This window comes from Xanthomonas sp. SI, from assembly GCF_014236855.1.
Lineage (GTDB): Bacteria > Pseudomonadota > Gammaproteobacteria > Xanthomonadales > Xanthomonadaceae > Xanthomonas_A.
Genome location: NZ_CP051261.1, coordinates 560,135 through 578,489, shown reverse-complemented (window position 1 = coordinate 578,489; position 18,355 = coordinate 560,135). Strand labels below are relative to the sequence as shown.

Sequence of the window (18,355 nt, the reverse complement as noted above, 5' to 3'; positions counted from 1 at the left end):
GCGCGGCTCAGTCGGCGGCAGCGTCCGGCCACAGCGTCGCCACCACCTTCAGCCTGACCCGCGGCGGGCCGAGCGTGGAGGCCACGCGCCAGCCGTCCGGCGCGGGCTGCCGCTGCAGCGCATAGCGCACCCGCTCGCTGCCGCCATGCGGGTGCGGCATCAGTTGCCATGCCGCCGGCAGGGCCAGCGTGTCGGCGTATTCGAACAGCACCACGACCTCGCAACGCGCGGGGTCGTCGCAGCGCACCGCGCCGCGCTGCCAGCCGCGCACCGCATGCAGCACGTCCCAGCCCGGTTCGTCGTAGCCGCGCGGCGCCACGATGTAGCGCGCGAACGGCCATGCCTGCAGCCGCCCGCCGTCCAGCTCGAAGGCCAGGTAGGCGTCGATCGCCTGTTCCGGCGTGTCCCACGCCAACGCCGGAAACGGCAGCGCCGCCAGCGTCAGCGCCAGCAGTCCGGCGTGGCGCAGCCGGCTCACGCGCCGGTCGGCATCGGCGTCGGCATCGCCATCGGCAGTGCCGGCAGCAGCCAGTGATCGACCAGCAGGAACGCGAACAGCGCCATCAGGTACACGATCGAATAGCCGAACATGCGCATCGAGAACATCTCGTCCGGCGGGTCGAGCATGCGCCAGGCGTACCAGACGAACACCGCGTTCAGCACCAGCGCGCCGCCGAGATAGAACACGCCGCTCATGCCCACCGCCGCCGGCAGCAGCGTCGCCACCACCAGCAGCAGCGTGTACACCAGGATCTGCTTGCGCGTATGCGCCACGCCGTGGGTGACCGGCAGCATCGGCACCGATGCCTTGGCGTAGTCGGCGCGGCGGAAGATCGCCAGCGCCCAGAAGTGCGGCGGCGTCCACACGAAGATGATCAGCACCAGCAGCGAGGCGTAGGCCCAGTCCCACTGCCCCTGCATGCCGGTGATCGCGGCCCAGCCCAGCAGCGGCGGCGCCGCGCCGGCCAGGCCGCCGATGACGATGTTCTGCGGCGTGGTGCGCTTGAGGAACACGGTGTAGATCACCGCATAGCCGATCAGCGAGGCGAAGGTCAGCACCGCGGTGATGGTGTTGACCCAGATCACCAGGATCGCCATCGACAACGCGGTCAGCGCCGTGGCGAACAGCAGCACCTGCCACGGCAGCACCTTGCCCACCACCAGCGGCCGCCACGAGGTGCGCGCCATCTGCGCGTCGATGCGCGCATCCAGCAACTGATTGATCGCCGCCGCGGCCGATGCCGCCAGCCAGATGCCGAAGAAGCCGATCACGCCGGTGCGCACCTGCGCCCAGGTCGGCACACCGGGAACCGCCAGGCACATGCCGACCAGTGCGGTGAACACGATCAGCGCCACCACCTTGGGCTTGGTCAGGTCCCAGTAGTCGCGCCAGTGGATGCCCTTGGCGCTCATTGCGGCGCCCGCAGCCGCGCCAGCAGCGACACCAGCACGAACAGCAGCGCCACCGCGCCGGCGTTGTGCAGCACCGCCACCGGCAGCGGCAGCGCCAGCTTGACGTTGAGGATGCCCAGGCTGACCTGCGCCACCAGCAGCAGCGCCAGCGCCGCCGCCCAGCCGCGCATGCCCGGCGAGCGGCTCAGCCGCCAGCCCAGCCACAGCAGGTAGGCCGCCACCAGCAGCGCCATCATCCGGTGCGCCATCTGGATCGCGATGCGCGCCGCGCCGTCGAGCACGCCGCCTTCGTAGTCCACGCCGATGCCGCGCCACAGGGTGAAGCCTTCGCGGAAATCGTGCGGCGGCCACCACTGGCTGACGCAGCGCGGGAAGTTGTCGGCCGACCAACTGCCGCCGCCGCAGGCCAGCGCCGCGTAGTTGGCGCTGACCCAGCCGCCGAGCGCGATCTGCAGTGCCAGCAGCGCCACGCCCAGGCGCAGCAGCCACTTCAGCCGCGACGCGTCGGCCAAGGTGATCGGCAGATGGGTGGCGCGCCAGGCCATCCACACCAGCAGCGAGAACATCAGCAGGCCGCCGAGCAGATGCCCCATCACCACGATCGGCTTGAGCAGCAGGGTCACCGTCCACATGCCGAGCAGCGCCTGGAAGATCACCACCGCCAGGGTCAGCACCGCCGCGCGCGCCAGGTCGCTGTTGGACCAGCGCAGCGCCGCCAGCAGCAGGATCGCTTCGCCGGCAGCGGCCAGCGCCATCGCCAGCGACGGCCAGCCGGACATGTACAGCGGGATCGACAGCGCCACCAGCACAGCGGCGCCGACGATCTGCGCGATGCCCAGGCGCCGCCGGCGCGCGGCCAGCAGCGACAGCACCAGCACTTCCACGCCCAGCGCCCCGGCCAGGAAGCGGTGCACCTGCTCGCGCCAGGCCTTGTGCGTCTCCAGCGGACGGATCTTGCTGGCCGCGTGCGCGTTGGCCTCGTCGCTGCTCTGCGGCCAGGTCACCCGGCCATAGCAGGTCGGCCAGTCCGGGCAACTCATGCCCGCATCGGACAGGCGCACGAACGAACCGAACATGATCGTGCTGGCGGTGAATAGCGCCGCCAGCCAGGCCATGCGGTGGAAGTGCCGAAACAGCGCCGGTGGCGCGAACAGGTTCATAGGGGACGGCTCACAGGAGTTTCAGCAGCTTCGCCAGGTCCGCGCGCAGCCCGGCCGGGTCGAAGCCCGGCGCGTAGCGCAGCACCACGAAGCCGTTCGGATCGATCACGTAGACCGGCACCCCGGCCGCGTCGTGCACGCGCGGCAGGCCATCCAGCAACGCCGCGTCGGCACGCAGCACGCGCACCTGCGGCAGCGCGCGCACCGCCGGCGGCGGCGTGCCGATCCACAGAATCTGCACATGGTCGGCGTCGTGGCCGAACAGCTGCCAGACCTTGTCCAGATCGCGCGCCAGCGCCTCGCAGGCGGTAGTGCAGTCGCGCGGCGGGGCCAGCGCGATGCGCCACAGCCGCTGCTGCGGCTGCCAGGCGTAGACGCTGCCGTCGTCGAGCCGCGGTTGCAGCGCGCGCAGGTCGGCCGGCGGCTTCAGCAACTCGCCGTGGTTGCGGCTGCCGGGCGGTTGCCAGCCGGAAAAACGCAGCGCGCCGGCGACCAGCATCGAGCCGAAGAACAGGGCGAACAGCGCGATCAACGTCCAGCGGCCGCGCGCGGTCGCCTGGCGTGGAGCCGAGGGGGAGGCATTCATGCCGGGGATTTTCTCATGCGCGCGCGCTCAGCGCCCGCCCCGCCCCTTGCGCGCGGGCAAGCTGAGCAGGCCCGCGGTGATCAGCACGGCCAGCGCCAGGCCGAACCATTGCACCGCGTAACCCAAGTGGCGCTCGGGTGGCAGCGTGTTCGGCAGCATGTCCAGGTCGCGCGGATAGCCCAGCGGCAGGGCCGGATCCAGGCGCAGCACCTGCGACAAAATGTCGCGGCGGCCGAGCGCCTGGCCGATCGCCGCCGGCTCGATGCGCATCGCCAGCCACAGCTGCGGCGCCGGCGCGGCGACCAGCGCCGGCCCCAGGGTCAGCCCGTGCGAAGGCGCCGGCCCGAGCAGGCCGACCAGCGTGTAGCGCCCTTGCAACGGTATCGGCCTGGGCAATGCGCGGTCGGCCGGCAGCGGCAGCCAACCCAGTTCGACCAGCAGCGGCGCCGATGCGTCATCGGCCAGGAACGGCTGATAGACCTTGACCCCGCTGCGGCCTTCGCGCAGCTGGTTGTCGAGCAGGATCTGCCCGGGCAGGAAACGGCCGGCGCCGTGCACCCAGGCCAGTTGCGTCGGCGACGCCGTGCGCAGCGCAGCGGCCAAGGCCTGCGGACGGTCGCGGATGTGCGCGGCCTGCGCGAGCAACGCCTGTTTCTCGTGCATGCGCAGCAATTGCCAGCGGCCCAGCGCGCAGAATCCCAGCGCCACCGCCAGCGCGATGCTCCAGCCCAGCCACAGCGGCATGCGCGCGCGCGTGGCGACGCGCGAAGACGCGGCGAGGGTCATAATGCGGCGATACCGTGCACCGAGACGCCCATGAACGACTCGCTGAAAACCCTGCTGATCGTCGCGTTCCTGCTGGTCATTCTGTGGAACCTCGGCGCCGGCCTGTACTACCTGTTGGTGGACCGCGGCCAGAGCAAGCGCACGGTGAACGCACTGACCTGGCGCATCGGCCTATCGGTGTGCCTGATCCTGCTGGTGATCCTGGGCATCTACACCGGCGTGATCAAGCCGCACGGGCTAGGTCGCTGAGAAGCCGGGAATGGAGAATCGGGAATAGGGAATTGCTAGAGCAGCGCCCCTGCTCTGCCGAATCCCCAATCTCGAATCCCTAATCCCAGCCGTCAAAGTACATAGACGAACAAGAACAACGCCAGCCACACCACGTCGACGAAGTGCCAGTACCACGCCGCCGCTTCGAAGGCGAAGTGGTTGTCGCGGCTGAAATGGCCGCGCGCCGAGCGCAGCCACATCACCAGCAGCATGACCGTGCCCAGCAGCACGTGCACGCCGTGGAAGCCGGTGAGCATGAAGAAGGTCGAGCCGTAGATGCCCGAGCCCAAGGTCAGGTTGAGCTCCTTGTAGGCGTGGATGTATTCCTCGGCCTGGAAGTACAGGAAGGCGCAGCCCAGCAGCACGGTCAGCCCCTGGAACACCAGCAGGCGCGTGCGATGGCCGGCTTTCAGCGCGTGATGGGCGATGGTCAGGGTCACGCCGGAGCTGAGCAGGATCAGCGTGTTGATCAGCGGCAGGCCCCACGCCGGGATGGTCTGGAACTGGCCGCCGATCGCGCCCGGGCCGTTGGTCGGCCAGGCCGCCGAATAGCCGTCCCACAGCAGCGCGTTGGTCATCACCCCGTCGCCGGCGCCACCCAGCCACGGCAGGATGAAGGTGCGGGTGTAGAACAGCGCGCCGAAGAACGCGCCGAAGAACATCACTTCGGAAAAGATGAACCAGACCATGCCCATGCGGAACGACACGTCGACCTGGCGGTTGTAATGGCCGGCGATCGATTCGCGGATCACGTCGCCGAACCACATGAACAAGGTCGCCACCAGCATCGCGATGCCGGTGAAGAAGGTCCACTTGCCCCAGTCCGCGTCGTTGAGCCAACTGGCCACGCCGATCATGGTCACGAACATCGCGATCGAGCCGATGAACGGCCAGCGGCTCTGGCTGGGCACGTAATAGGCAGTGGCGTCGGTGCTGGGCTGGGCCATGGCGGGCATTCCGGGTGAGGTCAAGGGGCCGCGCGCACGGAACCGGCCAGTTTCGGCGATCCCAGTTCCGCGCTCAGCGCATCGTTCTTGTAGAAGGTGTACGACAGGGTGATGGTGGTGACGTCGCCGGGCAGGTTCGGGTCGACGATGAAGCGCACCGGCATGTCGCGCTTCTCGCCGGCCTGCAGGGTCTGCGCGGTGAAGCAGAAGCACTCGGTCTTGGTGAAGTAGCCGGAGGCGCGCGCCGGCGCCACCGACGGTACCGCGCTGCCGACGATGGCGCGTTCGCCGTCGTTGCGCGCGTAGTACAGCGCCTCGTTGAGTTCGCCGGGCACCACCTGCATGGTCAGCTGCTCGGGATGGAACGACCACGGCAGCTTGGAATTCACCCCGCCGTCGAACTCGACCTTGACCGTGCGCTTGCCGAGCAGCGGCTTGCCCGCCTGCGGGCCTTCGCCCGGGCCGCGCTCCAGGCGCACGCCGAACACTTTTTCGCAGGCGATGCGGTACAGCGGCACCAGCGAGAAGGTCAGCACGAACACCGCCAGCGCCACGCCGACCAGCTTGAACAGCCCGGCGCTGCTGTGCACGCGCGGCGCCGGCGCGCTCATCGGCCGATCACCCCGGACAGGATGAAGCCGGCATAGATCAGCACCGCGACCGCGCCCACCACCAGCGCGGTACGCACGGCGCGCTTGCGGCGCAGGGCCAGATCGTCGAGCGGCGTCTGCGTGGTCATCAGTGGCTGATGTCGTCGTGGGCCAGGTCGCCGGGCTTGAGCACCGGCGGGAAGGTGAAGGTGTGCGCCGGCGCCGGCGACGGCACGGTCCATTCCAGGCCGCGCGCGCCTTCCCAGGCCCGCGCCTCGGCGCGCGCGCCGTTGCGCAGCGACGCCAGCAGGATGCCGGCCATCAGGAACGGGGTGACGAACATGCCGAACGCGCCGATCGAGCTGACCAGGTTCCAGTCGGCAAACACCACGTTGTAGTCGGGAATGCGCCGCGGCATGCCGGCCAGGCCGAGGAAGTGCTGCGGGAAGAACAGCAGGTTGACGAACAGCATCGTCCACCAGAAGTGGAACTTGCCCCAGGCCTCGCTGTACATGCGCCCGGTCCACTTCGGCCACCAGTAGTAGACCGCGGCGATCAGCCCGAACACCGCGCCGGTGACCAGCACGTAATGGAAGTGCGCGACCACGAAATAGGTGTCGTGGTACTGGAAGTCGGCCGGCACGATCGCCAGCATCAGCCCGGAGAAGCCGCCGATGGTGAACAGGATGACGAACGACACCGCCCACAGCATCGGCGCCTCGAAGGTCAGCGAGCCCTGCCACATGGTGCTGACCCAGTTGAACACCTTCACCCCGGTGGGGATGGAGATCAGCATGGTGGCGAACATGAAGTAGATCTCGCCGCCCAGCGGCATGCCCACGGTGAACATGTGGTGCGCCCAGACGATGAAGCTCAGGAACGCGATCGCGGCGATCGCGTACACCATCGCCTGATAGCCGAACAGCGGCTTGCGGCTGAAGGTCGGGATGATCTCGCTGACCACGCCGAACGCCGGCAGGATCATGATGTAGACCTCCGGATGCCCGAAGAACCAGAAGATGTGCTGGTACATCACCGGGTCGCCGCCGCCGGCCGCATTGAAGAAGCTGGTGCCGAAGAACTTGTCGGTCAGCAGCATGGTCACCGCGCCGGCCAGCACCGGCATCACCGCGATCAGCAGGAACGCGGTGATCAGCCAGGCCCAGCAGAAGATCGGCATCTTCAGCAGGTCGATGCCGGGCGCGCGCATGTTCAGCACGGTGGCGATGATGTTGATCGCGCCCATGATCGAACTGATGCCGGCGACGTGGATCGCGAACACGCTGAAGGCGACGTTGTAGCCGCCCTGCAGCGACAGCGGCGGGTACAGGGTCCAGCCGCCGGCCGGCGCGCCGCCGGGCAGGAAGAAGGTCAGCAGCAGCAGGGTGAAGGCCACCGGCAGCAGCCAGAACGACCAGTTGTTCATGCGCGGCAGGGCCATGTCCGGCGCGCCGATCTGCAGCGGTATCATCCAGTTGGCCAGGCCGACGAAGGCCGGCATCACACCGCCGAAGATCATCACCAGCGCGTGCACGGTGGTCATCTGGTTGAACTGCTCGGGCTTGATGTACTGCAACCCCGGCTGCGCGAGTTCAAGACGGATCATCACGCTCATCGCCGCCCCGACGATGAACATCGTGAAGCTGAAAAGCAGGTACAGCGTGCCGATGTCCTTGTGGTTGGTGGAGAACAACCACCGTTCCACGAAGCTCTGCTGATGCCCGTGCTCGTCGTGGTGATCGACTGCGGAATGGGCCATGGCGGCTACCTCAAAAAAGAATGCAGGAGATCAGGCGGCTTGCACGGTCAGGTGCGAGCCGGAACGAAGACGGAGCAGCAGGGCCTGCGGCGGCGCGGCCGGCGCGGTGGCCTCGGGTGCGGGCGCATCCGGAGCCGCCGGCGCGGCGGGCGCCTCGGCAGGTGCGGCGGCCGGCGCGGCCGGGGCCGCCGCCGGTGCCGGCTTGCGCGCCGCCAGCCACTTCTGGAAGTCCTGCTTGGACACCGCCTCGACCACGATCGGCATGAAGCCGTGGTCCTTGCCGCACAGTTCGGCACACTGGCCGCGGTACACGCCGGGGGTGTCGATGTCGGTCCAGGCTTCGTTGATGATCCCGGGGATGGCGTCCTGCTTCCAGCCCAGCGCCGGCACCCACCAGGCGTGGATCACGTCGTCGGAGGTGATGACGAAGCGCACCTTGGTGTTCACCGGCAGTACCAGCCGGTTGTCCACGTCGAGCAGGTAGTGCGGATTGCTCTCCAGGGTCGGCACCTTACCGCTCTGGCGCATGCGATCGGAGTCGCGCGCCAGGCGGCTGGTGAAGGAGACGTTCTCGCCCAGGTATTCGTAGCGCCACATCCACTGGTAGCCGGTGACCTTGACGGTCAGCTCGGCGTCGCGGGTGTCGTACATGGCGATCAGCTTGGCCGTGGCCGGCCACGCCATCGCAATCAGGATCAGCACCGGGATCACCGTCCAGATCACCTCGGCCTTGGTGTTGTGGCTGAACTGCGCCGCGACCGCGCCCTTGGACTTGCGGAACTTGAACATCGCATAGCCCATCGCGCCGAACACCAGCACGCCGATGGCCGCGCAGATCCACAGCGACAGCATGTTCGAATCGTAGGCGTTGCGCGCGCTCTGGGTGACGCCGCGGCCCATGTTCAACTGCCAGGGTTTCGGATCGGCCGATTGGGCCCACGCCATGGGTGCGGCCAGCGCCGCCGCCAATGCCATCCCGCCCCTGACCGCCTGTTGCTTCCACATGCCGCATTGCTTCATTGCCTAGACCCCTTGGAGCGTCATCGGTTGCGGCCGGTCGCGGCCGCCAGCAAGCCTTCCAGGGTCTGCGCCAGCTCGCGGCGCTCGCCCGGGCCGAGAAACTCGCCGACCCGGACCTGCTTGCCGCTGCACGCCAGCACCACCCTGTCGTCGCCTTCGATCCGCAACCGCACCCAATGCGGGTGGGCGCGGAACGCCGGCGTTCCTGCATTCGTGCGGGTCACTTCCACGCAGCCCGGACCCACCCGGATGTCCTCTTCGCGATCGCCGCTGCGCCATGACCAGCGCAGCGCGAGCGCCACCACGATGCTGTGCAGCAAGGCGAACGCCGGCGCGAACACGTTGCCGGCCAACCACCCCAGCACCGCCACCGCCCACATCGCCCCGGCCAGCGCCGCGAACAACATCACGAATTGCCGGGCACTGAGCGCCCGCGGCGGCCGCAGCCGCAGCTGCGTACCCGCTCCCTCCGCAGAAAACGGACACATTTCGATCATGTCGAACCGCGCTTCCGAGCCGCCGCGCTGTCCCAGCCGCGAGCAACGATTCGATGGTAGCCCCGGGCCTGCGCGCCGGCAAGCGCGCGTTCATCATAAAAAATGCTGCATTGCAACCAAATTCTCTCCGCAGACGTTCAGCCATCGGTGCCCGGCGCCGGCAACTGGGCACCGCGCCGACGCGCTGCGCGAGCGGGCGCTGGCATAAAATGCGCGCATCTTCCCTGGTCCTCCCTGCATGAACGCTCTGTCTGGCGCCGGTTCCGCACCGGCGATGCCGTCCGCGTCTCCCTCGCCGTTGCTTACCCCCGAACTGCCCCCCGCCTCCCACGCACTGCGCGCCGCGATCACCGCCGCGTGGCTGAAGGACGAGGCCGACCACGTGCGCGAACTGCTCGAGCAGGCGCGCCTGCCCGCCGCCGACCAGGCCAAGGTGCAGGCGCTGGCCGCCGACCTGGTCACCCGGGTGCGCGCCCGCGCCCAGAACCAGGGCGCGATCGAGGCCTTCATGCGCCAGTACGACCTGGGCAGCGAGGAAGGCGTGCTGCTGATGTGCGTGGCCGAGGCGCTGCTGCGCATCCCCGACCAGGAAACCGCCGACAAGCTGATCCGCGACAAGCTCGGCGACGCGGACTGGAAGAAGCACATGGGCGAAAGCGACTCGGTGCTGGTCAACGCCTCCACCTGGGGGCTGATGCTCACCGGCAAGCTGGTGCAGATCAACGACCTGACCCGCGCCGACGTGGCCGGCGCGTTCAAGCGCCTGATCGGCCGCGTCGGCGAGCCGGTGATCCGCCTGGCGGTGCGCCAGGCGATGAAGATCATGGGCCACCAGTTCGTGATGGGCCGTACCATCGGCGAGGCGCTGTCGCGCTCCAAGAAGGGCGACAACGCGCACTACCGCTATTCGTTCGACATGCTCGGCGAAGGCGCGCTGACGATGAAGGACGCGCACCGCTACCTCGACGCCTACCGCCAGGCGATCCACGCGATCGGCCGCAGCGGTCCCAACGGCTCGTACCAGGGCAGCGACGTGTTCGCCGCGCCCAGCATCTCGATCAAGCTGTCGGCGCTGTACCCGCGCTACGAGCACGCCAAGCGCGCGCGGGTGATGGCCGAGCTGGTGCCTGGCGTGCTGGAGCTGGCGCAGCTGGCCCGGTCCTACGGCATCGGCTACACCGTGGACGCCGAAGAGGCCGACCGCCTGGAGCTGTCGCTGGATATCATCGAAGCCACCTTCTCCGATCCGTCGCTGGACGGCTGGGAAGGCTACGGCCTGGCGGTGCAGGCGTACCAGAAGCGCACTCCGTACACGATCGACTTCCTCGCCGACCTGGCGCGCCGCGTCGGCCGCCGCATTCCGGTGCGCCTGGTCAAGGGCGCGTACTGGGACGCGGAGATCAAGCGCGCGCAGGTCGAGGGCCATCCGGGCTATCCGGTGTTCACCCGCAAGCAGAACACCGACGTGTCCTACCTGGCCTGCGCCAAGCGCATGTTCGCGCACAGCGACGCGCTGTACCCGATGTTCGCCACCCACAACGCGCAGACCATCGCCGCGGTGCGCGCCATCGCCGGCAGCAAGGACTACGAACACCAGAAGCTGCACGGCATGGGCGACGACCTGTACGCCGAGGTGATCCCCGCCGACCGCCTGGGCGTGCCATGCCGCGTGTACGCGCCGGTCGGCTCGCACGAGGACCTGCTGCCGTACCTGGTGCGGCGCCTGCTCGAAAACGGCGCCAACTCCAGCTTCGTCAACCGCATCACCGACGAGGACGTGGCCATCGAGGACCTGATCCGCGATCCGGTCGAGGCCGTGTCCGCGTTCGCTTCCATCCCGCATCCGAAGATTCCGCTGCCGGCCGACCTGCTGCGCAGCCAGAACCACAACAGGAAGAATTCCATGGGCGCCAACCTCGCCAACGACAACGACCTGCGCGCGCTGGCCGACCAGCTCAACGCCGCGATCAAGCCCTGGCAGGCCGCGCCGCTGGTGCCGGGCGCGCTGAACGCCAGCGCGCCGCTGGACGTGACCAACCCCGCCGACCGCCGCCAGGTGGTGGGCCGCTGGCAACCGGCCGACGCCGCCACCGTGGAGAAGGCGCTGGCCAACGCGGTCGCCGCGCAGCCGGGCTGGAACCGCACCCCGGCCGCCAGCCGCGCCACCATCCTCGAGCACGCCGCCGACCTGCTGGAAGCGAGCATGCCCGAGTTCATCGCGCTGTGCGTCAAGGAAGCCGGCAAGACCCTGCCCGACGGCGTCGCCGAAGTGCGCGAAGCGGTGGATTTCCTGCGCTACTACGCCGGCCAGGCGCGCGCCCAGTTCGGCGCGCCCGAGCGCCTGCCCGGGCCGACCGGCGAGTCCAACGAACTGCAGCTGCACGGCCGTGGCGTGTTCGTGTGCATCAGCCCGTGGAATTTCCCGCTGGCGATCTTCCTCGGCCAGGTCGCCGCGGCGCTGGCCGCCGGCAACGCCGTCATCGCCAAGCCGGCCGAGCAGACCAACCTGGTCGGCCATGCCGCGGTGAAGCTGCTGCACGACGCCGGCGTGCCGGAGGCGGCGGTGCAGTTCCTGCCCGGCGACGGCGCCACCGTCGGCGCTGCGCTGACCCGCGATCCGCGCGTGGCCGGCGTCGCCTTCACCGGCTCCACCGAGACCGCGCGCGCGATCAACCGCGCGCTGGCCGCGCGCGACGCCGCGATCGGCGTGCTGATCGCCGAGACCGGCGGCCAGAACGCGTTCATCGCCGACTCCTCGTCGCTGCCCGAAGCAGTGGTCAAGGACGCGATCTCCAGTGCCTTCATCTCCGCCGGCCAGCGCTGCTCGGCCGCGCGCGTGCTGTTCGTGCAGGACGACATCGCCGACAAGGTGATGACCATGCTCGCCGGCGCGATGGCCGAACTGAAGATCGGCGACCCGGGCCTGCTGTCCACCGACGTCGGCCCGGTGATCGACGCCGACGCGCTGCAGATCCTTACCGACCACGCCGCGCGCATGGACCGCGAAGCGCGCCTGATCGCGGTGGCCACCAGCGACGACGGCACCGCCCACGGCAGCTTCTTCGCCCCGCGCGCCTACGAACTGCAGTCGCTGGCGCAACTGCAGCGCGAGATCTTCGGCCCGGTGCTGCACGTGATCCGCTGGAAGGCCGACCAGCTCGACGCGGTGATCGAGCAGATCAACGCCACCGGCTTCGGCCTGACCCTGGGCGTGCATTCGCGCATCGACGAGACCATCGAGCGCATCGCCGCACGCGTGCAGGTCGGCAACGTCTACGTCAACCGCAACCAGATCGGCGCGGTGGTCGGCGTGCAGCCGTTCGGCGGCCAGGGCCTGTCCGGCACCGGCCCCAAGGCCGGCGGCCCGCACTACCTGCTGCGCTTCGCCACCGAGAAGGTGGTGACGGTCAACACCACCGCGGCCGGCGGCAATGCGTCGTTGCTGACGCTGGGCGACTGATCGGCGAAATAGTTCGCCGGCACCTCTATAGGAGCGGCTTCAGCCGCGACAGGCACTCTCCGGTGAGGCCATGTCGCGGCTGAAGCCGCTCCTACAGAAAACACACACAGAAACTCGGCACACGCGGCGGCGGATCCATCTCCGTCGCCGCGCATGCGTGTCGATCAACCATGCCAATGCATCGGCCCCTGGCACAGGCACTGGCCGTCGTCGCTGAGATGGCCGAACAGGCTTTCCAACAGATCGTGCGACGGCGTCCATTCGCCGATCGCCGGATGGATCAGCATCGCCTTGCGCGCGGTCAGGCGGCTGCCCGACAGCACCGCCTCGATCGCCGCGCGCTCATAGGCCTTCACTGCACGGATCAGGCCATGCACCGCATCCGGCAGCGGCGCGGTCGGGCACGGCACGATGCGATCGCGGTCGATGTGCGAGGAAATCTCCACGATGTCGTCGTCGGGCAGATCGGCGATCGCGCCCTGGTTGCGCACGTTGACCACGATTTTGGCCGGCACCGCGCCGGTCAGCGCGCTCATCACGTCGATGGCGATGCGGTGATAGCCGGTGCTGACCCGGAACGGATCGGCCTGCAGGCTGACCCCGGCATCGAACGCCGAACCGCCTTCGGCCTCCAGCTTCATGTACGAACCCGAACGCTGGTTCAGATACGCCGCATACGTCTGCACCGCACCGTGGCCGTCGCCGGCCTGCAGGCGGCTTCCGAGCGTGGCGATCAAGGCGTGGTTCAAGGTCTCGATCTCGGCACCGCGGCTACCGCCCTGGGTGCGCTGGTTGGCCAGCGCGCGGCGCCGCTCGTAGTAGAAGAACAGGTACTCGGTCGGGATCAGCCGCAACTCGCGGATCATGTCGAAGTCGAACAGCGGCGCCAGGTACAACTGGCGCAGCAGTGCGTCGTCCTGCAGCAGCCGGTCGATGACTTCCTCGCCGTGCAGGCGCACGCCGCGTACCCAACCCAGATGGTTGAGGCCGACGTAATCGCATTCCACCGCGGCGTGGTGCGCGCCCAGCGCATGCGCGATGTTGTGGAACAGTTCGGTCGGGGTATCGCAGATGCCGACGATCTTGGCGCGGGTATGCGTGGTCACCGCCTGGGTGATCAGCCCCGCCGGATTGGTGAAGTTGACCAGCCACGCATCCGGGCTCAGCTGTTCCACCAACCGCGCCTGCGCGATCGACACCGGCACCGTGCGCAAGGCCATGGCCACGCCGGCCGGGCCGGTGGTCTCCTGCCCCGGATAGCCCTGATCGATGCTCACCCGCTCGTCGGCGGCGCGCTGCGCGATGCCGCCGATGCGGATGCTGTTGAGCACGAAGTCCGCGCCTTCGATCGCATCCTCCAGCGAATCGGCGGCGCGCAGGCGCAAGTCGCCGCCGAACTCGGTCACCACCGCGCGGCCCATCGCCACCATCAGCTGCACGCGCTCCGGATCCGGGTCGTACAGCACCATCTCCTCCACGCCCAGTGCCGCGGCCGCCTCGTTGACCCCATACACGACCAGTGGCGAGCGCACCCCGCCGCCGCCGATCAAGGCGATCTTACGATTCGTTGCTGTCATTGAAGTTCCTCAGTTGGTCGAAATCGGGGAGGCCGTCCAGCGCGCCGAGCGCGGCGCAGCAGGACGCGCCGCAGAAGCAGGCGCGGCGCAGGCAGTCGTCGAGTCCTGCGCCGTCGAGCAGCGCATCGATGAAGCCCGCATCGAAAGCGTCGCCGGCGCCGGTTGTGTCGCGCACCTGCACCGCGGGCGCGGCCACGCGGCGCGCGCCGGCCCCATCGACCGCCATCGCGCCAGCGCCGCCGAGCTTGATCGCCGCATGGCGCAAGCCCAGCGTCTGCGCCCACTGGCGGCACGCCTCGGCGCCGTCGCCGCAGCCGAGCAGCGCGGCCTCTTTCTGGTTGGGCAGGAAATAGTCCACCTCGCGGCAGGTGGCGAGGTTGTGCGGCGCGGCCAGCCAGTCCGGGCTGAAGCCCACGTCCAGCGAGGTCGTGCAGCCGGCCGCGGCCAGCGCCGGCAGCAGCGTCTGCGCCAGCGCGCGCGACAGCGGCATCGCGAAATGCACGTGGCGCGCCGCGCACAGTTCGTCCAGCACCTCGGCGCGTGCGAGCAGCGCATCGAGCTGCGCGTTGGCGCCCAGGTAGGTGAAGAACGCACGGTCGTCGGGCATCGACACGCTGACCGTGATCCCGGTGCCGGCCGGGTCGCTGCGCAAGCCGTCGCTGCGCACCTGGAACTGGCCCAGGCGCTGCGCGAACCAGGGCCGGTCGCTCTCGCCGATCAGGCCGATCAGCCGCGTGCTGCGCCCCAACCGCGCCAGCCCGCAGGCGGTGTTGACGGTACCGCCGCCGAGCTCGCGCAGATAGGCGCTGGCCAGGGCTTCCTCGCCCGGCTGCGGCCAGCGCTGGAAACCGCTGAGGATGTGATCGGCATAGATCTCGCCGACCACCGCGACGTCGCACGCGCTCATCGCGCTGTCCAAGGCCATGTGCCCTGCCTCCTGGCTTGCATCAAGAACAACGCCGTGCCCACCCCAAGCGCCACCACCGCCGCGAGCAGGTGGCGGCCCTGGCTGGTGGCCAGGATGTACAGCCAGCCGGCCACGCTCACCCATAGCGGCCACGGATACAACGGCATCGAGAACGCATCGCGCGGACGCTGCGCTTGCCGCCGCAGCAACACCACCGCCAGGCACTGCGCCATGAACTGGAACATGATCTGGATGACCATCAGCGTGGCGATCAAATCGTCCAGCGACAGCAGGCAGGCCAGCGCCGAGGTCGCGCCGACGAACAGCAGCGACACGGTCGGGAAACGGCCGCGCGGATGCAGCCGCGCGAACACCCGGAAGAACTGCCCCTCGGCCGCCGCCGCGTATGGCACCCGCGAGTAGCCCAGCAATACCACCAGCGCTGAGCCCCAGCTGGCCAGCATGATCAGCGCGACCGCGATGGTGCTGCCGACATGCCCGTAGATCGCCTGCATGAAGTCGGCCACCACCGCCTTGGACTGCGCCGCCTGCTGCCACGGCAGCACGCCGAGGATCGCCACGTTCAAGCCCAGGTACAGCGCCGCCACGATCGGGATCGAACACAGCACCGCCAGCGGGATGTTGCGGCGCGGCTGGCGGATCTCGCCGCCGAGCATGCACACGTTGTTGTAGCCGCCATAGTCGTACACCGCGATCAGCGCCACCGCGCCGAAGCCGAGCCAGAAACCGTGCGGCGAGACCGCACCGGCGTGCAGGAAACGCTGCGCGATCGCCATGTCGAAATGCAGCAGGCCGCTGGCCACGATCCACACCACCGCCGCCACCACCGCGGCGGTGACCAGCAGCGACAGCACCTGCACCGAGCGCACTTCGCGATACAGCAGGGCGGTGTTGAACAGGCACAGCGCCGCGGCGATCGCGGTCAGCTGCCATGGCGCCAGGCCCGGCGCCAGAAACGCCAGGTATTGGGTGAAGCCGACCGCCGCCGCGCCGATCGACAACGGCGCAGTCAGCAGCGTCTGCCACAGGTACAGAAAACCGAACAGGCTGCCCAAGCCGTCGCGGCCATAGGCCTCGCGCAGGTAGTGGTACGGCCCGCCGGATTTGGGAATCGCCGAGCCCAGTTCGGCCCAGACCAGGCCGTCGCACAGACACAGCAGCGCGCCGGCCACCCAGCCCAGCAGCACCATCGGTCCGGCCAACGCCGACAACGCCAGCGGGATGGTGATGAACGGGCCGATGCCGACCATGTTCAGCAGGTTCGCGGACAGCCCACCCCAGAATCCGATCGCGCGCGGCGGCGCGTGCTCGGCATCGTGGCGCGCAGAGGCATCGGGCGTGGTCAGCAGCATGCGGACTCCCTTGTCGCCGGCGCGACGCAATGGGTGGGATGGAGACTGTCGGTGTATGCGCGGCGCAGGCTCATGCACGCGCTCCTTGCAACGCGTTCGCGCAATGGATCGCGGCGGCGCGGGTGCGGTGCAGATCGAGCACCAGCACCTCGTTATGGCCTGGCCGCAGCCACGGTCCCGGGCAGTACAGGCCTTGCTGCGGCCCGATGCGCCAGTAGCGGCCGAGCAACTGGCCGTTGACCCACAGATAACCCTTGTCCCACTCGCGCATGTCCAGGTAAACATCGCCGGGCGACTCGACCGCGATCTCCGCACGGAAGAACAGCCCCGGCCGCGACGACGCCGCGCGCAGCGGCTGCAGCGTCCGGATCCAGGCGTCGTCCAGCGCGATCGGATACGCCTGCCAGTCCTGCAGCGGCGCGCCTTGCAACTGCACCTCGCCGACCAGCCCCTTGGCATCGCCCAGCGCCGGACCGAAGTTCACGTGGCCGAAGCTGTCGACCAGGATCTCCAGCGTGCGCTGCGCCTGCTGCGCCCGTGGCAGCGCCAGCTGCGGCGAAGAGTGCAATGCGTGGTGGCGCACCCGCGACACGTGCCCCACTTCCTCGCCATCCACCTGCACCACCGCGTAGTCGTGCACGCCGTCCACGCGCAACTGCGCGCCGGCGCCGATGCGGCGGCGATACAGCACCAGTCCCTGGTCCTGGCCAAACAGGATCTCGTTGCCGGCCGGCGCCACGGTCGCGACCGGCGCCGCGGGCAGGTTGTCCCACAGGGACGCGTAGGGAAGCGCCAGGGTCGACGCGAAGGTCGTGCGTGGCGGCGGCGCCGGCGGCTGCGGCAAGCGCTGCGGCACAGACGCGGCGATCGCGGCGCGCATCGCGAAATACGCCGGCGTCGCCGCGCCGCGCTCGTCGATCGGCGCGCCGTAGTCGTAACTGGTCAACGCCGGCTGGAAGTTGGAGCCGTCGTCGTCGGCATTGGCGCCGGCGCTCAGGCCGAAGTTGCTGCCGCCATGCACCACGTACAGGTTGAACGAATGGCCGTGCGCCAGCAGCCGGCGCAGCGTCGGCAGGTAGTCGCGGCGCGCGAAGTCGGCCTCGCCCCAGTGCGTCAGCCAGCCCGGATAGCCCTCGGCCACCCACACCGGCGCATCGCCGGCGAAGGCGCGACCGTGCTGCAGGTCGGCCAGGTCGGCACCGTCCAGGCCCAGCGCCGCGCCGGGCAGGTACGCCTTGCGCCGGCGCAAGTCCTTCATGCCGTCGGCGACCGCGAACGGCCCGTCGATGCCGTGTTCCTGCCACAGCGCACGCAGCGCCTGCAGGTAACCGACGTCGTCGCCGAACATCGAATACTCGTTCTCGATCTGCAGCATCAGCACCGGCCCGCCGGCCGCCGCCATCAGCGGCGCGATCCGCGGCGCCACCGCGGCGATGTAGCGCCGCACCGCCGCCATGTAGCGCGCATCGCCGGCATCGCGCAGGCGCATGCCCGGCTCGCGCAACAGATAGGCGGGCAGGCCGCCGAGCGTCCACTCGGCGCAGACGTAGGGGCCGGGCCGCAGATAGACCCACATGCCTTCCTGCGCACACAGGCGGATGAAGGCGGCGAAATCGCGGCGATCGCTGTCCAGGTCGAACACGCCGGGTTCGGCTTCCAATGCATTCCACATCAGGTACAGGGCAATGGTGTTCAGTCCCATCGCCTTGGCCATGCGGATCCTGTGCAGCCAGTACTCGCGCGGAATGCGCAGCGGATGCATCTCGCCGCTGCGGATCTGCCACGGCTGGCCGTCGAGCACGAACTGCCCTTGCGCAAAACCGAACGTGTGCGGACGCCCATCCGGCTCGGGCGCGGCAGTCGTGGCGATCGCACGTGCTGGCGCGGCCGCCATTCCGAGCGGCGCGAGCACGCTGAGCAGGCAAAAATTGCGACGTTTCATCGAGGTCTCCGAAGGCGGCGCGCGCAAGGGGGCGGTGCAAACGCGCACCGCCCCGATCCTGCGGAGAG

17 protein-coding genes are annotated in these 18,355 nt (G+C 69.2%); 2 read left to right on the top strand and 15 right to left on the bottom strand.

From position 1 onward, the window contains the following. Nucleotides 1-7 precede the first annotated feature (7 nt). From HEP75_RS02590 to HEP75_RS02570, 5 genes are read right to left on the bottom strand one after another with little or no spacing between them, the layout of a single operon-like run. The gene (locus tag HEP75_RS02590; RefSeq protein WP_185825327.1) at nucleotides 8-478 is read right to left on the bottom strand and encodes a hypothetical protein; all 471 of its coding nucleotides are present in this window, start codon (nucleotides 476-478) and stop codon (nucleotides 8-10) included. After that, nucleotides 475-1,413, bottom strand: a complete 939-nt coding sequence (gene cyoE / locus HEP75_RS02585; protein ID WP_185825326.1) for a heme o synthase — start codon at nucleotides 1,411-1,413, stop codon at nucleotides 475-477. The genes HEP75_RS02590 and cyoE overlap by 4 nt, the downstream gene beginning before the upstream one ends. Further along, complete coding sequence (locus HEP75_RS02580; RefSeq protein WP_185825325.1) at nucleotides 1,410-2,573, bottom strand: COX15/CtaA family protein; 1,164 nt, start codon at nucleotides 2,571-2,573, stop codon at nucleotides 1,410-1,412. The genes cyoE and HEP75_RS02580 overlap by 4 nt, the downstream gene beginning before the upstream one ends. 10 nt (nucleotides 2,574-2,583) lie before the next feature. Continuing rightward, nucleotides 2,584-3,159 carry a hypothetical protein gene (locus HEP75_RS02575; protein WP_185825324.1) on the bottom strand — a complete coding sequence of 192 codons (576 nt, stop codon included), beginning with the start codon at nucleotides 3,157-3,159 and terminating at the stop codon, nucleotides 2,584-2,586. Nucleotides 3,160-3,186: 27 nt separating this feature from the next. Next, a complete protein-coding gene (locus HEP75_RS02570) occupies nucleotides 3,187-3,945 on the bottom strand; it encodes an SURF1 family protein (RefSeq protein ID WP_185825323.1) in 759 nt (252 codons plus the stop codon). Between the two features lie 30 nt (nucleotides 3,946-3,975). Here HEP75_RS02570 and HEP75_RS02565 point away from each other — a divergent pair, with 30 nt between their 5' ends. Next, on the top strand, nucleotides 3,976-4,194 hold the full coding sequence (locus HEP75_RS02565; protein WP_003480622.1) for a twin transmembrane helix small protein: 219 nt from the start codon (nucleotides 3,976-3,978) through the stop codon (nucleotides 4,192-4,194). Between the two features lie 92 nt (nucleotides 4,195-4,286). Here HEP75_RS02565 and HEP75_RS02560 read toward each other — a convergent pair whose 3' ends face one another. The 6 genes from HEP75_RS02560 to HEP75_RS02540 are packed head-to-tail and all read right to left on the bottom strand — an operon-like array spanning nucleotide 4,287 to nucleotide 9,028. Beyond that, nucleotides 4,287-5,162, bottom strand: a complete 876-nt coding sequence (locus HEP75_RS02560; RefSeq protein ID WP_185822002.1) for a cytochrome c oxidase subunit 3 — start codon at nucleotides 5,160-5,162, stop codon at nucleotides 4,287-4,289. Between the two features lie 20 nt (nucleotides 5,163-5,182). Beyond that, nucleotides 5,183-5,773, bottom strand: coding sequence for a cytochrome c oxidase assembly protein (locus tag HEP75_RS02555; RefSeq protein ID WP_185822001.1), 591 nt, complete (start codon nucleotides 5,771-5,773; stop codon nucleotides 5,183-5,185). Beyond that, nucleotides 5,770-5,901 carry a hypothetical protein gene (locus tag HEP75_RS22220; protein WP_255423972.1) on the bottom strand — a complete coding sequence of 44 codons (132 nt, stop codon included), beginning with the start codon at nucleotides 5,899-5,901 and terminating at the stop codon, nucleotides 5,770-5,772. Before HEP75_RS22220 ends, HEP75_RS02555 begins: the two co-directional genes overlap by 4 nt. Continuing rightward, the gene (ctaD, locus tag HEP75_RS02550) at nucleotides 5,901-7,511 is read right to left on the bottom strand and encodes a cytochrome c oxidase subunit I (RefSeq protein WP_185825322.1); all 1,611 of its coding nucleotides are present in this window, start codon (nucleotides 7,509-7,511) and stop codon (nucleotides 5,901-5,903) included. The genes HEP75_RS22220 and ctaD overlap by 1 nt, the downstream gene beginning before the upstream one ends. 30 nt (nucleotides 7,512-7,541) lie before the next feature. After that, nucleotides 7,542-8,531 (bottom strand): cytochrome c oxidase subunit II, encoded by a 990-nt coding sequence (gene coxB / locus HEP75_RS02545; RefSeq protein WP_185825321.1) that lies wholly within the window; start codon nucleotides 8,529-8,531, stop codon nucleotides 7,542-7,544. A gap of 20 nt (nucleotides 8,532-8,551) precedes the next feature. Next, complete coding sequence (locus HEP75_RS02540) at nucleotides 8,552-9,028, bottom strand: DUF2244 domain-containing protein (protein WP_185815046.1); 477 nt, start codon at nucleotides 9,026-9,028, stop codon at nucleotides 8,552-8,554. A gap of 238 nt (nucleotides 9,029-9,266) precedes the next feature. Here HEP75_RS02540 and putA point away from each other — a divergent pair, with 238 nt between their 5' ends. Next, a complete protein-coding gene (gene putA, locus HEP75_RS02535; RefSeq protein WP_185825320.1) occupies nucleotides 9,267-12,488 on the top strand; it encodes a bifunctional proline dehydrogenase/L-glutamate gamma-semialdehyde dehydrogenase PutA in 3,222 nt (1,073 codons plus the stop codon). A gap of 164 nt (nucleotides 12,489-12,652) precedes the next feature. Here putA and HEP75_RS02530 read toward each other — a convergent pair whose 3' ends face one another. The 4 genes from HEP75_RS02530 to HEP75_RS02515 all read right to left on the bottom strand — a co-directional run bounded on the left by HEP75_RS02530 (nucleotide 12,653) and on the right by HEP75_RS02515 (nucleotide 18,287). After that, the gene (locus HEP75_RS02530) at nucleotides 12,653-14,065 is read right to left on the bottom strand and encodes a 6-phospho-beta-glucosidase (protein ID WP_185825319.1); all 1,413 of its coding nucleotides are present in this window, start codon (nucleotides 14,063-14,065) and stop codon (nucleotides 12,653-12,655) included. Further along, on the bottom strand, nucleotides 14,046-14,972 hold the full coding sequence (locus HEP75_RS02525) for a sugar kinase (RefSeq protein ID WP_185826468.1): 927 nt from the start codon (nucleotides 14,970-14,972) through the stop codon (nucleotides 14,046-14,048). Before HEP75_RS02525 ends, HEP75_RS02530 begins: the two co-directional genes overlap by 20 nt. Continuing rightward, nucleotides 14,969-16,345, bottom strand: coding sequence for an APC family permease (locus HEP75_RS02520; RefSeq protein ID WP_185825318.1), 1,377 nt, complete (start codon nucleotides 16,343-16,345; stop codon nucleotides 14,969-14,971). Before HEP75_RS02520 ends, HEP75_RS02525 begins: the two co-directional genes overlap by 4 nt. Before the next feature lie 70 nt (nucleotides 16,346-16,415). After that, entirely contained in the window at nucleotides 16,416-18,287 is a 1,872-nt protein-coding gene (locus HEP75_RS02515; protein ID WP_185825317.1) for a beta-galactosidase, read from the bottom strand. Between the last annotated feature and the right edge of the window lie 68 nt (nucleotides 18,288-18,355).

What these genes read in the sequence shown, in the direction of transcription:
- HEP75_RS02560 (WP_185822002.1), bottom strand. Translation starts at nt 5,162, where the DNA reads ATGGCCCAGCCCAGCACCGACGCCACTGCCTATTACGTGCCCAGCCAG.
- HEP75_RS02565 (WP_003480622.1), top strand. Translation starts at nt 3,976, where the DNA reads ATGAACGACTCGCTGAAAACCCTGCTGATCGTCGCGTTCCTGCTGGTC.
- putA (WP_185825320.1), top strand. Translation starts at nt 9,267, where the DNA reads ATGAACGCTCTGTCTGGCGCCGGTTCCGCACCGGCGATGCCGTCCGCG.
- HEP75_RS02515 (WP_185825317.1), bottom strand. Translation starts at nt 18,287, where the DNA reads ATGAAACGTCGCAATTTTTGCCTGCTCAGCGTGCTCGCGCCGCTCGGA.
- HEP75_RS02575 (WP_185825324.1), bottom strand. Translation starts at nt 3,159, where the DNA reads ATGAATGCCTCCCCCTCGGCTCCACGCCAGGCGACCGCGCGCGGCCGC.
- HEP75_RS02525 (WP_185826468.1), bottom strand. Translation starts at nt 14,972, where the DNA reads ATGAGCGCGTGCGACGTCGCGGTGGTCGGCGAGATCTATGCCGATCAC.
- HEP75_RS02570 (WP_185825323.1), bottom strand. Translation starts at nt 3,945, where the DNA reads ATGACCCTCGCCGCGTCTTCGCGCGTCGCCACGCGCGCGCGCATGCCG.
- HEP75_RS02555 (WP_185822001.1), bottom strand. Translation starts at nt 5,773, where the DNA reads ATGAGCGCGCCGGCGCCGCGCGTGCACAGCAGCGCCGGGCTGTTCAAG.
- HEP75_RS02580 (WP_185825325.1), bottom strand. Translation starts at nt 2,573, where the DNA reads ATGAACCTGTTCGCGCCACCGGCGCTGTTTCGGCACTTCCACCGCATG.
- HEP75_RS02520 (WP_185825318.1), bottom strand. Translation starts at nt 16,345, where the DNA reads ATGCTGCTGACCACGCCCGATGCCTCTGCGCGCCACGATGCCGAGCAC.
- ctaD (WP_185825322.1), bottom strand. Translation starts at nt 7,511, where the DNA reads ATGGCCCATTCCGCAGTCGATCACCACGACGAGCACGGGCATCAGCAG.
- HEP75_RS22220 (WP_255423972.1), bottom strand. Translation starts at nt 5,901, where the DNA reads ATGACCACGCAGACGCCGCTCGACGATCTGGCCCTGCGCCGCAAGCGC.
- HEP75_RS02530 (WP_185825319.1), bottom strand. Translation starts at nt 14,065, where the DNA reads ATGACAGCAACGAATCGTAAGATCGCCTTGATCGGCGGCGGCGGGGTG.
- cyoE (WP_185825326.1), bottom strand. Translation starts at nt 1,413, where the DNA reads ATGAGCGCCAAGGGCATCCACTGGCGCGACTACTGGGACCTGACCAAG.
- coxB (WP_185825321.1), bottom strand. Translation starts at nt 8,531, where the DNA reads ATGAAGCAATGCGGCATGTGGAAGCAACAGGCGGTCAGGGGCGGGATG.
- HEP75_RS02540 (WP_185815046.1), bottom strand. Translation starts at nt 9,028, where the DNA reads ATGATCGAAATGTGTCCGTTTTCTGCGGAGGGAGCGGGTACGCAGCTG.